This window comes from Caulobacter sp. DMC95, from assembly GCF_056313785.1.
Genome location: NZ_JBQUZP010000003.1, coordinates 94855 through 110328, shown reverse-complemented (window position 1 = coordinate 110328; position 15474 = coordinate 94855). Strand labels below are relative to the sequence as shown.

General features: G+C 68.3%; 13 protein-coding genes and 1 pseudogene. 8 read left to right on the top strand and 6 right to left on the bottom strand.

The window, feature by feature from the left end; all coding sequences use genetic code 11:
- The first annotated feature begins 105 nt into the window (after positions 1-105).
- On the top strand, positions 106-1782 hold the full coding sequence (locus tag ACT53N_RS08575) for a glycoside hydrolase family 43 protein (protein ID WP_476063510.1): 1677 nt from the start codon (positions 106-108) through the stop codon (positions 1780-1782).
- Between the two features lie 41 nt (positions 1783-1823).
- Here ACT53N_RS08575 and ACT53N_RS08570 read toward each other — a convergent pair whose 3' ends face one another.
- Complete coding sequence (locus ACT53N_RS08570) at positions 1824-3401, bottom strand: GH35 family beta-galactosidase (protein WP_476063509.1); 1578 nt, start codon at positions 3399-3401, stop codon at positions 1824-1826.
- Positions 3402-3779: 378 nt separating this feature from the next.
- Here ACT53N_RS08570 and ACT53N_RS08565 point away from each other — a divergent pair, with 378 nt between their 5' ends.
- From ACT53N_RS08565 to ACT53N_RS08555, 3 genes are all read left to right on the top strand, one after another.
- Complete coding sequence (locus ACT53N_RS08565; RefSeq protein WP_476063508.1) at positions 3780-5939, top strand: ATP-binding protein; 2160 nt, start codon at positions 3780-3782, stop codon at positions 5937-5939.
- Entirely contained in the window at positions 5936-6592 is a 657-nt protein-coding gene (locus ACT53N_RS08560) for a response regulator (RefSeq protein ID WP_476063507.1), read from the top strand. The genes ACT53N_RS08565 and ACT53N_RS08560 overlap by 4 nt, the downstream gene beginning before the upstream one ends.
- A gap of 248 nt (positions 6593-6840) precedes the next feature.
- Positions 6841-7344, top strand: coding sequence for an FKBP-type peptidyl-prolyl cis-trans isomerase (locus ACT53N_RS08555; RefSeq protein ID WP_476063506.1), 504 nt, complete (start codon positions 6841-6843; stop codon positions 7342-7344).
- Between the two features lie 52 nt (positions 7345-7396).
- Here ACT53N_RS08555 and rutA read toward each other — a convergent pair whose 3' ends face one another.
- The 5 genes and pseudogenes from rutA to rutB form a co-directional block, all read right to left on the bottom strand.
- The gene (gene rutA, locus ACT53N_RS08550) at positions 7397-8458 is read right to left on the bottom strand and encodes a pyrimidine utilization protein A (protein WP_476063505.1); all 1062 of its coding nucleotides are present in this window, start codon (positions 8456-8458) and stop codon (positions 7397-7399) included.
- Between the two features lie 4 nt (positions 8459-8462).
- Complete coding sequence (gene rutD, locus ACT53N_RS08545) at positions 8463-9263, bottom strand: pyrimidine utilization protein D (RefSeq protein WP_476063504.1); 801 nt, start codon at positions 9261-9263, stop codon at positions 8463-8465.
- A gap of 6 nt (positions 9264-9269) precedes the next feature.
- A complete protein-coding gene (gene rutC / locus ACT53N_RS08540) occupies positions 9270-9659 on the bottom strand; it encodes a pyrimidine utilization protein C (RefSeq protein WP_476063503.1) in 390 nt (129 codons plus the stop codon).
- A 30-nt stretch (positions 9660-9689) separates the two neighbouring features.
- Positions 9690-9824: pseudogene (locus ACT53N_RS08535) on the bottom strand (hypothetical protein); the annotation flags it as partial.
- A 26-nt stretch (positions 9825-9850) separates the two neighbouring features.
- The gene (gene rutB / locus ACT53N_RS08530; RefSeq protein WP_476063502.1) at positions 9851-10570 is read right to left on the bottom strand and encodes a pyrimidine utilization protein B; all 720 of its coding nucleotides are present in this window, start codon (positions 10568-10570) and stop codon (positions 9851-9853) included.
- Between the two features lie 109 nt (positions 10571-10679).
- Here rutB and rutR point away from each other — a divergent pair, with 109 nt between their 5' ends.
- The 4 genes from rutR (at position 10680) to ACT53N_RS08510 (ending at position 15352) form a co-directional block, all read left to right on the top strand.
- Complete coding sequence (gene rutR, locus ACT53N_RS08525; protein WP_476063501.1) at positions 10680-11444, top strand: HTH-type transcriptional regulator RutR; 765 nt, start codon at positions 10680-10682, stop codon at positions 11442-11444.
- A gap of 63 nt (positions 11445-11507) precedes the next feature.
- Entirely contained in the window at positions 11508-13175 is a 1668-nt protein-coding gene (locus ACT53N_RS08520; protein ID WP_476063500.1) for a sensor histidine kinase, read from the top strand.
- A gap of 135 nt (positions 13176-13310) precedes the next feature.
- Positions 13311-14936, top strand: a complete 1626-nt coding sequence (locus ACT53N_RS08515; protein ID WP_476063868.1) for a flavin monoamine oxidase family protein — start codon at positions 13311-13313, stop codon at positions 14934-14936.
- Between the two features lie 14 nt (positions 14937-14950).
- A complete protein-coding gene (locus ACT53N_RS08510) occupies positions 14951-15352 on the top strand; it encodes a c-type cytochrome (RefSeq protein ID WP_476063499.1) in 402 nt (133 codons plus the stop codon).
- Positions 15353-15474: the final 122 nt, after the last annotated feature.

The window sequence follows — 15474 nt, the reverse complement described above, 5'->3', positions numbered from 1 at the left end:
GGGCAGGAGGGGAGCCGCTCTTCCTCACCCGCCAAGCGGGGGAGGTGGCTCGGCGCGGATACGCGGCGAGACGGAGGGGGCGTTCAGTATCAAAGGGAGACGCTCATGATCAGACCCACCCTGACCGCCCTGGCTCTGGCGCTTATGGCATCCAACGCTATCGCCGCGCCCCAAACCGCCCGGTTCAGCAACTTCGTCTACGAGGGCTCCGACCCGTCCGACGTGGTCAGGGCCGGCCCTGGCCAGTACCGCAACCCGGTGGTCCAGGGCTTCTATCCCGATCCCAGCGTGACGCGGGCGGGCAAGGACTTCTATCTGGTCAATTCGACCTTCGCCTGGTTCCCGGGACTGCCGGTCTTTCACTCGACCGACCTCGTCCATTGGGAGCAGATCGGCAACGCCATCGACCGCCCCGGCATGCTGGACTTCAAGCGCCTGGGCCTGTCGCGCGCGGTGTTCGCCCCGGCGATCCAGGAGCACCAGGGCACGTTCTACATCCTCAACACCTGCGTCGACTGCGGCGGCAACTACCTGATCACCGCCAAGGACCCCAAGGGGCCGTGGTCCGATCCGGTCTGGCTGCCCGACGTGGGCGGCATCGACTCCTCGATCTTCTTCGACGATGACGGCAGGGCCTGGATCCTCAACAACGACGAGCCGCCGGGCCCGGCCGAGTATTCGGGCCACCGCGCCATCTGGATCCGCGAGTATGACCTCAAGAGCCAGAAGACCATCGGCCCGGCCAAGGTGCTGCTGGACAAGGGCGTCAACCCCGCCGCCAAGCCGATCTGGCCCGAGGGGCCGCATATCCTGAAGAAGGATGGCTGGTACTATCTGACCGCCGCCGAGGGCGGCACGGCCGAGGGGCACAGCCAGGTGGTCCTGCGCTCGAAGTCGGTAACCGGGCCATACATTCCGTATGCGGACAATCCGATCCTGACCCAGCGCGACCTGCCGCGCGACCGGCCGCTGCCCATCACCTCGGCGGGCCACGCCGACATCGTCGACACCCCCGACGGGAAGTGGTGGGCCACCTTCCTGGCCGTGCGCCCCTATGGCGATGACCTCTACAACACCGGCCGCGAGACCTTCCTGCTTCCCGTGGAGTGGAAGGACGGCTGGCCGGTGATCCTGGAGAACGGCAAGACCATCCCCTATGTCGCCGATGCGCCCAAGCTGTCGGCGCTGAAGACGGCCCCGACGTCGGGTCCGTTCAAGGCGGCCGAGACGTTCTCCGGTCCCGAACTGCCGAAGAACTGGATGACCATGCGCATTCCGACCTCGCGCTGGTGGAGCGTCAAGGACGGGGCGCTGAGCCTTGAGGCCCGCAAGGACAAGCTGGGCGGCCACGAGCAGCCCTCGATCTGGGCGCGCCGCCAGCAGCACATGAACGCCAGCGTCAGCACCACTGTCCGCTTCGACCCCAAGGCCGACGGCGACAAGGCGGGCCTGGTGGCCGTGCAGAGCGACGACTTCTACTGGTTCGTGGGTCTGGCGCGCGCCGACGGCCAGACGGTCGTCCGGGTCGAGAAGCGGGCGGGCAAGGACGATCCGGTCGACGGCGTGGTGGTGGCGCAGGCGCCGGTCGCCCTGAAGCCGGGGCAGGGCCTGGACCTGAAGATCGCCGTGCGCGGCGGGACCATGGACTTCGCCTATGCGGCCAAGCCCGGCCAGTGGCAGGTGCTGAAGGCGGGGGCGGACGCCACCAGCCTCAGCACCAAGGTCGCCGGTGGGTTCGTGGGCACGATGCTCGGCGTCTACGCCCATGGAGTGGAGGAGTAGGGCTGCACAAGGTCTCCTCCCCCGATGGGGGAGGAGAGGGTTCACTTGTACCGATAAAGCCTCACCCGCTGGACCCCGAACTCGGTCGGCGGCAGCCGCACGTGGCGGCCCTGGTGGGTCTGGTCGCCGTTCAGCCAGCGGCCGTCGACCCACTGGCCGTTCTCGAAGCGCAGCTCGCGCACCGTCTCCAGGCCCACCGAGCCGTCCTTCGTGGCGAAGGTCAGGGTGATCCCGCGCCCCGCGACGATGAATTCGTCTGGCCCCGTCTGGATCACCAGGCCGCCGTGGCTGGCGTAGTCCTGAGCGTCCTTGGGCGTCCAGGGATCGACGACGGTCACCGTAAAGTCCCAGGGACCGAAGCTGGCTTTGCGCGGCGTCAGGTCCACCGTCCCGTCATAAGCCACGGGCGCGCGGAAGCCGCGCATGGTCTTGCCGCCGTCGTGGGTGGTGATCAGCGGCGTCAGCTGGTCAAGCAGGCGATAGGCCGCACCCAGGGTCTTCACGCCCTCGGGCGGCAGGTTCTCGATCGAGAACGGTGAGAAGCCGATCGCGTCATGCTCGCCGATGGCCCAGAAGGCGTTGCCGGGCGCGGGCGTCTTGCCGGCCTGGTCGGCCTCGGGGATGAACAGCGGCTGGTCGGGCCGATCGTACGGCGGCATCCACTTGGTGAAGTCCGGGAAGTAGATGTCGGGCGAGAGCATGTCTAAGGACGGCGCGGCCGCCCGCCACAGGTCGATCAGGTGGGGCAGGGGACCGGCGCTGGGATAGCCGCCCGGAACCGCGCCCGGCCGGGGCAGGGCCGCATTGACGTACATCGGCAGGTCGTAAGCCTTCTTGCCCGCCGCCGTCAGCGCCTCGACAAAGCGACCATAGGTCCAGGCCTGCCACAGCTCGTCGGTCGCCAGTGAAGGGCCAAACACCTCCTCCCAGGTTCCCGTCGTCTTGGCGCCCAGCGCCTTCAGGGCGGCGGCCGGTACGGGCTTTTTGAAGTCGGCGTCGGCGGCCTTGGTGTGGTCGCGCGCCTGCGGCAGCATGCCGATCTCGTTCTCGACCTGGACCATCAGCACTGTGCGCTTGTCGCCGTCGACCGCCTTCAGGTGAGCCATCACGGCGGCGAAGGCCCTGGCGTCGGCGTCGCGCGTGGCCGGATAGGAGGCGCTGAGGATCTCGACCGCCTTGCCCTCGGCGGTGCGGGCATAGGGGAAGCGGGCCGGGTCGCGCTTCACCCAGGCCGGCGTATAGGTCGACATGCTGTTCTTCCAGGCCCCGAACCATAGCAGGACGAGCCGCATGTCGTGGGCGCGGGCCTGCTGGATCATCCCGTCCAGGACCGTGAAGTCGAACTGGCCCTCGACCGGCTCGATCTGCTCCCAGGTCATCGGCGCCAGCACGGTGTTGAGGTTGGCGGCCTTCATCACCGCCCAGTGGCCAGACAGGTCCTTCAGGTCGGAGCTCGATGAATTGCCCAGCTCGCCGCCCAGGATCAGGAACGGCTTGTCGTTGACCAGCAGCCGATGGACGCCGTCGATCCTGGCGATCCGGGGGGCGGGCTCGGCCTGGGCAGAGGCGGCGACTAGGCCCAGGAGCAGGGCGGCGAGGGCTGGGGCGAGGCGACGCATGGTGAGGTCAGATGAGGGTGGGCCACTTGTAAGATCAATACTGAAAGTGGCCTGGGCGGCGAAAAATGGGAGCGGTATCGGAGGCGGAGCGCTTGGCTGATCGCCCCCTCCGTCACGTCGCCTATCGGCGCCGCGCCACCTCCCCCGTTTTACGGGGGAGGAGGACTTGAAACACCCTCCTGCCCCGCCTGCGGGGGAGGTGGCGCGCGGCGCAGCCGCGTGACGGAGGGGGCGTCCCTACGTCCCTCTAGGCGCACTCCAGACGAGCCTGGAAGAACGCCCTTCCCCCAACGCAACCCCCAATCCTGGGGGGTGTGCGGCTAACGGCGTTTCGTGAGAGTTGCCCCAAAGCTTGTCCTGCCCCAAGCTTTGGATCGTATGCGCGTCTCGTCTCCCACCACCCTGTTGCTTGGCGTCGTGCTGCTGTGCGTGGCGACGGCCCTGGCTGGCGTGTGGATGGCGATCAGCCCGCCCTGGCTGGGGGCCAGCTTCCAGGCGCGGCCGGACGGCGCGGTCGTCATCGCCGAGCTCGTTCCGAACGGTCCGCTGGCGCGGGCCGGGGCCAGAGTTGGCGATCGCCTGGCGGGCGTGGGCGCGGACATGACCGCGCCGCCTCTGCTCGCCCGCGACATCGGCGCCTTTGAGGAGGCCCCGACCGAACGCGCCCACCGCGACATGACCCGTCGACAGGCCGCCTTCGCCGAGGCGCTGTCCGCGCGTCCTCTGGCGCTCCGCGTGGCTGGCGGCGACGGCGCCCAGCGCGTGGTGACCTTGGACGATCGGGTGCGGCCGCTGAGCCGCCTCGGGGCCGAGTTCTGGGCCAATCTGGCCTTTGGCCTGATCGCCACCCTGATCGTCGGCTGGGTGTGGGCGCTGCGACCGCGCGACCTGGCCACCCAGCTCTTCGCCCTGACGGGTCTGTCGATGCTGGCCTTCACCTTCGGCTGGGCGGTCAACGCCAGCGTCGAGCTGGTCGCGCCGGGGCCCATGGCGGCGGGCGGGCACCTGCTGAACATGATCGGCGCGGTCGCCTATGGCGGGGCGATGATCGCGTTCTTCCTGGTCTATCCGACGAGGGTCACGCGCCTGCCCGTGGCGTTGCTTGTTCCGCTCTGCGTTCTGGTCTGGGCGCTGACGCCGCTATTGCCCGGCAACCCGCCGCTGGAGAGCACCGGCCAGTCGGTCACCACGATCGAGATGGCCCTGATCATCGTCGCCATCGGCGTACAGGCCTTCGCCAGCCGCAAGAACCCCGCGGCGATGGCGGCGGCCCGCTGGCTGGGCCTGTCGGTGATCCTGGGCGCCGGCGCCTTCATCGGCAATGTCGCCCTGCCGATCGCCCTGGGGCGCGAGCCGTTTCTGGACACCCGCTTTTCGCTGGGCTTTTTCGTCGTCATCTATGTCGGCATGGCCGTGGGCCTGCGCCGCTACCGCCTGTTCGAGCTGGACCAGTGGGCGTTCCGGATCCTGTTCTATATCAGCGCCGGCGCGGCCCTTCTGGCGCTGGACGGACTTCTCATCACCGCCCTCGGCGCGGCGCCTAGCACGGCGCTGGGCGTGTCGCTGCTGGTCGTGGCCTTCGCCTATCTGCCGTTCCGCGACCTGCTGTGGCGCCTGACCCTGGGCCGGCGGACGCTGAAAGAGCACGAGATGTTCGCCGCCGTCGCCCAGGTGGCGCTGGTCCACGACGTCGAGGCGCGGGCCAAGGCCTGGCGCGATCTGCTGGCCAAGGTCTACGAGCCGCTCGAGGTCGCGCCCAGTCCTGCGGTTCGGGCGCAGGCCCAGATCCTGGAGGAGGGGGTAGGCCTTGGCCTGCCCGCCGCCGCCGGATCGAGCGCGCTGGACCTGCGCTTTCCGTTCCGGGGGCGGGGCCTCTTCGGCACGGCCCAGGTCCAGCTCGCAGACCAGCTGGTGGGGTTGCTGGCCCAGATCGAGCAGGGCCGCGACGCCTATGCGCGCGGCGTGGTCGAGGAGCGCCTGCGCATCGCCCGCGACCTGCACGACGACGTCGGGGCGCGGCTCTTGTCAGGCCTGCACCGACAGGACCTCTCCCAGACCCGAGAGGCCATGCGCGGGGCCATCGGCGACCTGCGCTCGATCGTCTCGGGCCTGTCGGGCCGCGACCTGCCGCTGGAGGCGGTGCTGGCCGACCTGCGCCACGAGACCGCCGAGCGCCTGGAGGCGGCCGGGATCGCTCTCGACTGGCCGCCGGTCGAGCTGGTCGACCCTGACCGCACCGCGCCCTACCGCGTCTACAAGAACCTGACCTCGGCCGTGCGCGAGGTGATCTCCAACGCCATCCGTCACGCCGGCGCGGCGCGCATCAGCGTCGAGGTGCGCGAGGCCGACGGGCGCCTGTCCGTCACCATCGCCGACGACGGCGTCGGCCTGCCCGACACGCCGGGCGGTCGCCGCAGCGGCCTGGCCAATCTGGAGCGTCGCCTGGGCGAGATCGGCGGCGTTGTCGAGATTCCGCCCGTCGACCAGGGACTGACCATCCGCCTTTCCGCCCCGCTTGAAGTGAGCGCCGTCGCATGAGTTCGCCTGAAACCGCGCTTGTCCTGGAAGACCAGACCGAGACCCGCGAGCACCTGCTGGCGGCTTTGTCCGAAGCGTTTCCGGGCGTGGTCGCGCGGGGTGCGGCCGACCTCGCCGAGGCGCGCTCGTTCCTCGACGGCGACGGCCTCCCAGACCTGGCGCTGGTGGACCTGGCCCTGCCGGACGGGCGCGGCGTCGACTTTCTGCGCGATCTGGCCGAACGCTCGGGCGGCGCCACCCGCTCGGTGGTGGTCACCATCTACGCCGACGACGCCCATCTGTTCGACGCCATCGCGGCAGGGGCGGGCGGCTATCTCCTGAAGGACATGGGTCGTGAGGACCTAGTGCGTTACCTGCGCCGGCTGGAGGCGGGCGAGACCCCGCTGTCGCCGGCCGTGGCCCGCCGGATGCTCGACTACTTCCGCGCCCGCCCCGCGCCGCTCGCCGAGGTCGAACCCGAGGCGGCCCTGACCCCGCGCGAGACCGAGGTTCTACGCCTGATTGGCCGGGGCCTGCGCTCGGGCGAGGCGGCCAAGGTGATGGGCGTCACCGAACTGACGGTGGCCGGCTATGTGAAGGCCATCTACCGCAAGCTCAACATCTGCTCGCGGGCCGAGGCGGCGCTGGAGGCGCAGCGGCGGGGGTTGGTTTGAGGGGGACGGAGCGCGCGCCAAAACCCCGATCTCCCCGGCGAATGCCGGGGCCCAGATTCATTCTGACCGGTTTGAGTTGATCCGAGACGCGACCTGTCCGCTCGTTGAGTGCTCGTGGGTTCGATCTGGGCCCCGGCATTCGCCGGGGAGGTCGGAAGAGAAAGTACCCCAATTTTCGCCGCGAAGTTCAGCTCAAGGATCGCTACGGTGTCGCTCACTGACACCGGAATCGAACCTCGAAAGACCCCATGCGCCTACTTGCTTCCCTGGCCCTCACGGCCGCTCTCGCCGCCGGCGCCGCCCAGGCCCAGGTTACGCCCTCGGCTCCGCCGCAACTGAACGCCGGTCCCTCGGCCGCCGCGACCGCTGGCAAGGCCTTCCTGGCCAACAACGCCAAGGCGCCGGGCGTGGTCAGCCTGCCGTCGGGCCTGCAGTACAAGGTCATCACCTCGGGCCCCAAGGACGGCCCCTCGCCGAAGCTGGGCGACATCATCAAGGTCAATTACGAGGGCAAGCTGCTGAACGGGCAGGTGTTCGATAGCAGTTTCGCGCGCGGCAAGGCGGCGATCATGCCGGCCGATGGCCTGATCCAGGGCTGGCTACAGGCCCTGCCGCTGATGAAGGTCGGCGACGAGTGGACGCTCTTCATTCCGCCGGAGCTGGCCTACGGCTCGCGCGACCTGGGCGAGATCCCGCCGGACAGCACGTTGATTTTCCGCCTGAAGCTGGAGGGGATGCTGTCGGTGGATTGATCCAGGATCGGCTCTCCTCCCCCGATGGGGGAGGAGAGATGCTCTTCAGGCTCTACTTCTGCCGCGACTTCATCAGCGGTTGGATCTTGGTCCCGAAATCCTCGACCCCCTGCACGAAGTCATCAAAGGTCAGCAGCACGCCGGCCGTGCCGGGGACCTCGGCGATCTCGTCCATCATGCGGGCGATGCTTTCATAGCTGCCCACCAGCGTGCCCATGTTCAGGTTTACCGCCGACTCCGGCGCGGCCAGTTGCTGGGTGTTGGTGGTCGCGCCGGCCTTGGCGTTGGGGGCGGCCTGCTGGGTTAGCCAAGCCAGGGCCTCCTGGTCGGCGCCGTCGCGGTACTTTTGCCACTTGGCCATCGCCTTCTCGTCGGTCTCGTCGGCGATGATCATGAACAGGATGAAGGACTGGACGTCGCGGCCGGTCTTGGCGGCGGCGGCCTCCAGGCGGTGGTTGACGCTGGCGAAAGCGGTCGGGGTGTTGGTGCCTTTGCCCAGGGCGAAGCTGTAGTCGGCGTACTGGGCCGTGAAGGCCAGGCCCTCGTCGGATGAACCCGCGCAGATCAGCTTGGTCTCCTTCGGATGCGGGCTGACCCGGCAGTCTTCCATGGTGAAGTACTTGCCCTTGAAGTCCGAAACGCCGGTCTCCAAGAGGTCCTTCAGCACGGTCGTGTATTCGGCCAGGTAGTTGTAGCGGTCGGTATAGTGCGCCTCGCCGGGCCAGAGGCCCATCTGCGAGTACTCGGCCTTCTGCCAGCCGGTGACCAGGTTCACGCCAAAGCGGCCGGGGGCGATCGAGTCGATGGTCGAGGCCATGCGGGCCACAATGGCCGGCGGGATGGTCAGGGTGGCGACGGTGGCGAAGATCTTGATCTTGGAGGTCACCGCAGCGAGGCCCGCCATCAGGGTGAAGCTCTCCAGATTGTGCTCCCAGAACTCCGTCTTCCCACCGAACCCGCGCAGCTTGATCATCGAGAGGGCGAAGTCGAAGCCGTACTGCTCGGCCTTCTGGGTGATGGTCTTGTTGAGCTCGAAACTGGGCATGTACTGCGGCGAGGTCTCGGAGATGAGCCAGCCGTTGTTGCCGATGGGAATGAAGACGCCGACCTGCATGGGATTATTCCCCCTGTAAAAACTTGATCAGACCCTCGTTGAAGGTCTCGGGATCGGTGACGGTGAAGCCATGGCCCCCCCAGGCGACCTGCTGGAAGTCGGCGTTGGGCAGGCGGCCGGCCAGGCGCTGGGAGCAGCTCATCGGCACCAGCATGTCGTCGGCGCTGGCGCTGATCAGCACCCGGTGGGTGATCTCCTCCAGCCGCGCGTCGATGTCGAAGGCCAGCAGGGCGTTGATCCGCGCCAGCATCACCTCGCGCGGCGGGAAGGCCGCTACATGGTGCGCCTCTTCGGCCATCAGCCGGGTGTGGTTCCGCGAGATCCAGTCGGCCGGATAGAGGAAGATCGGCTGGGCGTGGACGTAGGCCTCAGGGCCTGTGTCGTTCAGCAGATGGAGGCGGGTGTCAAAGCAGCGCTTGATATGCGGATCGGGCCCGCTCCAGCCATTGACCACCACCAGCTTGGCTAGGCGATCGGGGTGGTCCAGCGCCAGTTGCAGCCCGGCGTTGCCGCCGGCGGCGTGGCCGACCACGTGGGCCCTGGCCAGGCCCAGGGCGTCCATGACCTTGACCATGTCGCCGGCCATGTGGGCGAGCGTGTAGTGCGGCGGCAGCTCGCGGGTGCTGCGGCCCGTGCCGCGATGGTCATAGGTGACCACCGGCCAGCGTGCGCTCAGGGCCTGCATCTGCGGCGCCCAGAACGCCCCCGAACCGCCCAGGCCCGACGACAGCAAGACGACCTCCCGGCCGGCCACGGGACCGCCATGCAGTTCGTAGAAGATGCCGTCGACGACGCCCGAGGTCATGGCCGGCTACTTCTTGCCGACGTGGGCGACCGAGGCGATCTCGACCACGAAGCCGGGCTTCACCAGGCCGCACTGGATGCAGTAGCGAGCCGGTTTGTCGCCGGGGAAGTACTCAGCATAGACCTTGTTCATCGGCGCGTAGTGGACCCAGTCGGTCAGGAAGATGTGGTTCATGGTCACGTCCTCCATCGTGCCGCCGGCGGTCTTGATCACCGACTTGATGGTCTCCAGCACCTGGCGGGTCTGGGCCTCGGCGTCGCCGGGAAAGGCGACGTTGTTGTCCTTGTCGAAGGCCAGGGTGCCCGAGACGTAGACGACGCCGTCGGCCAGGGTTCCGGGCGAGAAGGGGGCGATGGGCGTCTGGGTCCCGGGCGGGGTGATGACGGTCTTGGGCATGGGGTTTGGTCCTCTAGATCCTCAAAAAGTCCGACCTTCCCGGCGACACGCCAGTGCGGCGAAGCCAATGCCGGGACCCAGATTCATCCGGGACAGTTGGGGTGTTCGCGCCTTGATGTCGGTCCGTTCCTAAAACGCTCGTAGGTTCGATCTGGGCCCCGGCATTCGCCGGGGAGATCGGGTGGATGGGGCTAGGTTTGCGGCGCCAACTGCCCGAACGCCCCCTTGAAGTCCGCCGTGGTCGAGACCCAGCCGAAGAAGGTCTCGATGTTGAACAGGGCGGCCTTCTGGACGAAGTCGGGGCCCGCCTGATGGGTGGCGTCCTCCAGCACGGTTCCGAAGTATTCGAGCATGAAGCCGTCGCGCAGGGTCGACTCCACGCAGACGTTGGTGGCGATGCCGGTGAACACAAGATGGCGGATGCCGCGCGCCCGCAGCACGCTGTCCAGCTGGCTGTTGAAGAAGCCCGAATAGCGGGTCTTATGCAGGCGGATGTCACCCGGCTGGGGCGTCAGATCATCGACCAGCTCATAGTCCCACTGGCCACGCGCAAGCAGCTTGCCCTGCAACTCGGGGCGGGCGCGCATGGTTTTCAGCGCATTGGACTTCCACCAGTTGGGCGAGCCTGGACCGCCGGCCTCCATGTAACCGTCGTCCCAGCCGTTCTGGAAATAGATCACGGTCATGCCGGCCTTGCGGGCCACTTCCAGCACGCCCTTGATCTCGTGGATCACCTTGGCCGCGCCCGAGATGTCGAAGCCGGCGAGGTCGAGATAGCCGCCCGGCGAGGCGTAGGCGTTCTGCATGTCGATGACGATCACGGCCGTTGTCTTCGGATCCATCGGCAGGGGCTCGGGCCGGGCCGGCAGCATGACGGCGTCGGGCGACAGCGGGGTGATCGGAGAACTCATCGTCACGGCGCCTTGTGATTTGCGATAGGCATGGAATACCATCTCGCGTAACGTTGCAATCCGAACCATTCGGTCCATGTTTGACCAAATGGTCCAGATTTGAGGGCTCATGGCCGACCCGATCGCCAAAAGCGTCAAGCCGCTGCGCAAGGTGGCGGCCCGTCCGACCGCCAAGGCGGGCTCGGGCGCCCGCAAGCTGGTCAAGGCCGCTCAAAGCATGGGCGAAGCGGGGGGCGGACAGGCGGCCGGCGGGGCCCGCCCGCCGGGTCCGCGAGAACGGGCCGGCGAGGCGCGTAAGGCCGCCATCCTCAAGGCCGCCCTGACCGTCTTCGCCCGGCAGGGCCCGGACGGCGCCAGCGTCGAGGCCATCGCCCAGGCGGCGGGGGTCTCCAAGCCCAACCTGCTGTACTATTACCCCTCCAAGGACGCCCTCTATCTGGCGGTGCTGGAGCAGGGGCTAGCCCTGTGGCTGTCGCCGCTGGGCCGCTTCACCGAGGCTGACGATCCGGCCGAGGCGATCGGCGCCCTGATCGCCGCCAAGCTGGAGATGAGCCGCGACCACCCGGAGGTCTCGCGCCTGTTCGCCCTGGAGATGCTGCGGGGCGCGCCGCTGCTCAAACCCGTGCTGTCCGGCCCCCTGAAGGCGGTGTTCGACGCCAAGTGCGCGGTGATCGCCGCCTGGGTTCAGGCCGGCAAGTTGCGACCCGTCGACCCGCCGCACCTGATTTTCGCCGTCTGGGCCCTGACCCAGCACTACGCCGACTTCGCCGTCCAGGTGCGGGCGCTGACCGGCAAGGGGTTGGCCGACAAGGGCTTCATGAGCGAGACGCGAGACGCCGTGACGGCCCTGGTTCTGCGCGGCGCCTTGCCGTGATGACCCCAACCTGCGGCCACGCGTCGCGTGTCGGCTCACCCTGAAAAAGCGCAGGGTGAAACTATGGGGCGGGGACTTCTACCAACGGCGCTAGAGGCGCGGCCGAACCGGCTGATTTTCGGGATCGTCAGCGCGGCCGCCGTCCTGGTGCTGGTGTCCGTGCTGGGCGCCCTGGCGTTGATGCTGCAAGCCGCGCGGCAGGTGGATCGCACCGACGCCGCCGATGATGCGGCCCTAGCCAGCCGCACCGTCTCGCGCACCCTGGATCGGATGGAGCGCGAGCTGACCTCGGCCACCGTTTGGGACGCGGCCTATGAAGCCATGGGCGCGCGGATCGACGCCGAATGGGCCGACACCAACTTCGGAAGCTATTACCACGATCAGTTCGGTCACGACCTGACCTTCGTGATGCGCGAAGAGCAGGTCTTGTATGCGGCCAAGAACGGCGTGCGGTCCAATGTCGGCGCGCTTGGCGGATTTCCCGAGGCTGTCACCCGCTATGCGGCTGACATTACGGGCAAGGCGCTGTGGGCCAGACGCGCGGGCCGGCTCAGCACGGCCGGCGAAGTGACGCGCACGGGCCTGCTTCGCGTCGATGGCGCGACCTATCTCGTGGCCCTGGCTTCGGTGACGCCCGAAACCGCCGAGGTGGCGGCCCGCTATACCGGATCGCCTGTCGTGGTCGTCTCCGCACGCGAGCTGAACGCCGCCTTCATCGGTCAACTCGCAGCGGACCTTGGTCTGAAGGGGCTGGCCTTACTGGAACAGCCGCCGAAGCGTGGCCCCAGCACGGGCCTGACGGACATGGACGGCGCGCCGATCGGGGCCTTGGCTTGGTCCCCACAAAACCCCGGTCTATCGCTGATCCGCAGCATCGCGCCCTGGATCATCATCGGCTTTATCGTGCTGGCCGTCGCCGGGGCCGTGCTGATGCGGCGCGTCGCCGAAGCCCTGGCCAAGATGGAGGCTGCTCGTCACGCCCTGATCGCCGCCAAGGACGCCGCCGAGGCCGCCGACGCCGCCAAGTCGCGCTTCCTGGCCAATATGAGCCACGAGGTCCGCACGCCCCTCAATGGCGTGCTGGGCATGGCCCAGGTCATGGCCGCCGACACGCTGTCCGAGCCCCAGGTCAAGCGTCTGCGGATCCTCGAGGAGTCCGGCCAGGCGCTGCTGGCCCTGCTGAACGATATCGTTGACATAGCCCGGCTGGAGCACGGCGGCGTGCGGCTGAGGTCAGAGACCTTCGACCTAGCCGCGCTGGTGGACGCCTCATGCGTGGCCTTCTCGGGCGCTGCCGCCGCCAAGGGGCTGCAACTCACCGTGGATCTCGACCCGGCGCTGCGCGGCCGCTGGACAGGCGACCCGGTGCGGCTGCGCCAGGTGCTGGGCAATCTGGTCGCCAATGCGGTCAAGTTCACCGACGAGGGCTCGGTCATCGTCCGGGTCCGGCGGGCGGGCAAGAGCCTGCGGTTCGAGGTCGAGGACACGGGCGTCGGCATCGCGCCCGAACACCTGCCGGACCTGTTTAAGACCTTCTCTCAAGTCGACTCCTCGCTGACCCGCGCGCATGACGGGGCGGGCCTGGGTCTGGCGATCTGTCGCGAGCTGATCGAGTTGATGGGCGGGTCGATCGGCGTGCATTCCGCGGCCGGCGAAGGTTCCTGCTTCTACTTCACCGTTCCGCTGAATCAGGCGGCGGGCGACAAGCCCGCCTTGCGGATCGTCAGCTAGAGCCGGCGCCTGCTTCGCGCGCAACCGAACGCTCCGGGCGCCGATAATTCGGCGCGTTGACGCAAAGCGCCGCTGTAGCGCCGCACCGGGACTCGCGCCCCTGGGTCCGCCCATGCGCCCCTGAGTTCGCACCGCCTGTTCGGCGGTTCGTGGGGATTAGGTTTCATGCAAACGGGCGCTCGTACGCCGACCCGGCGTCAGCTTCTTTCCGCCATCGCCAAGGTCGGTGGCACGGCGGCTCTCTACCAGGCCATGACCTCGCTGGGCCACGCAGCCGAGACCCGCTTTCCGGGCCCGCCGAACCTGCAAGGCGCGCGGCCGGGCGCCAGCGTCATCGTGCTGGGCGCGGGCCTGGCGGGCCTGCTGGCGGCGTTCGAGCTGCGCAAGGCCGGCTACAAGGTCCAGATTCTGGAGTTCCAGAACCGGGCCGGCGGCCGCAACTGGTCGCTTCGTGGGGGCGATAGTTACACCGAGCTGGGCGGCGCGACCCAGAAGGTCGGCTATGCGGCCGGCAACTACTTCAACCCCGGTCCCTGGCGCATTCCCCACCACCATCGGACCCTGCTGCACTACTGCAAGCAGTTCGGCGTGGCCCTGGAGCCGTTCATCCAATTCAACCACTCGGGCTGGGTCCACTCGTCCCAGGCCTTTGGCGGTAAGCCGGTGCGGTTCAACGCCGCCGCCGCCGACTTCGAGGGCAATATCGCCGAGCTCCTGGCCAAGTCGGTCAACGCCAAGGCTCTGGACGACGCCGTTACGCCCGAGGACCGCGACCGCCTGCTTGAGGCACTCAAGGGCTGGGGCATGCTAGACAAGGACTACAGGTACGCCGCCTCGCTGCGGGCCTCCTCGCACCGGGGCTTCAAGCGGCCTGGCGGGGGCGGGGTGGACGGCGCGCCGATCCCCTCTGACGACCTCTACAGCCTGCACGACGTGCTGGACCCCCAGGTCTGGACCTCGATGGCCTTCTTCATGGGGCACGAGATGCAGACCACCATGTTCCAGCCGGTGGGCGGCATGGACATGATCGGCAAAGCCTTCGCCAAGCAGGTCGAGGGCCTGATCACCTACAACGCCAAGGTCAGCAAGATCGCCCAGGACGACAAGGGCGTGGTCGTCACCTATGCCGACACCGTCACCGGCAAGGTCACCGAGGCCAAGGGCGACTGGTGCGTCTGTACGATCCCGCTGGGGATCCTGGGCCAGATGGACCTGGCCGTCACCGACGAGATGATGGCCGCCATCAAGGCCGTGCCCTATTCGGGCCAGGTCAAGATGGGCCTAGAGATGAACCGTCGCTTCTGGGAGGAGGACGACTTCATCTATGGCGGCCACAGCTTCACCGACCAGGAGATCGGCCTGATCTCCTACCCGAACAACAACATGTTCCAGGATGGTCCGGCGGTGCTGTTGGGCGCCTTCGCCCGCGACCTCGGCGCCTTCCGCCTGGCCGGCATGACGCCCGAGCAGCGGATCGAGGTGGCCCTGGCGCAGGGTTCGGTGATCCATCCCACAAGCTACCGCAAGGAGTTCCGCACCGGCGCCTCGGTGGCCTGGAGCCGCGTGCCCTGGACCCTGGGCTGCTGCGCCCGCTGGAACGAGGAGACGCGCAAGCAGCACTACCAGACCCTGGTGGCCATGGACCGCCGGATCGTCCTGGCCGGCGAGCACGCCTCCTATGTCGGCTGCTGGATGGAGGGGGCGCTGCTGTCGTCCCTGGACGCCATCACCCGCCTGCACAAACGCGCCCTGAGCGCCTGATCGGGAGCCCTGACATGCGTAAGCTTCTTCTGCTGACGGCGACCCTGATGGCCGCCCCCGCCTTCGCACAAGACTCGGCCGGCGGCGTGGTGCGGGTCGAAAAGCCGGTGACCGGCGAGCAGGTCTATGGCGCGGTCTGCCAGGCCTGCCACATGGCCGACGCCAAGGGCGCGGTGGGGGCGGGGACCATTCCGGGTCTCGCCTCAAACCCCAAGCTGGCCGGGGCGGCCTATCCGATCCTGGTCGTGGCGCGCGGGCAGGGCGCCATGCCCGGCTTCGCCGGCACGCTCAGCAACGCCCAGATGGCCGAGGCGGTGACCTATGTGCGGACCCACTTCGGCAACAGCTACGCCAAGCCGGTGACGGAAGGCGACGTGGCCAAGCTCGCCAAGCCGCCGAGCGCCGGGGGGCACTAGGACCGCGTTCCTTCTTCCCCCTCCGGGGGAGGAGCGCCGAAGGCGCGGAGGGGGCAAGTCAGAGGCGAAATCCTGCCACTTGCCCCCACCTGACCGCGCGCCGCGCGGTCGTCCGCCCCAGA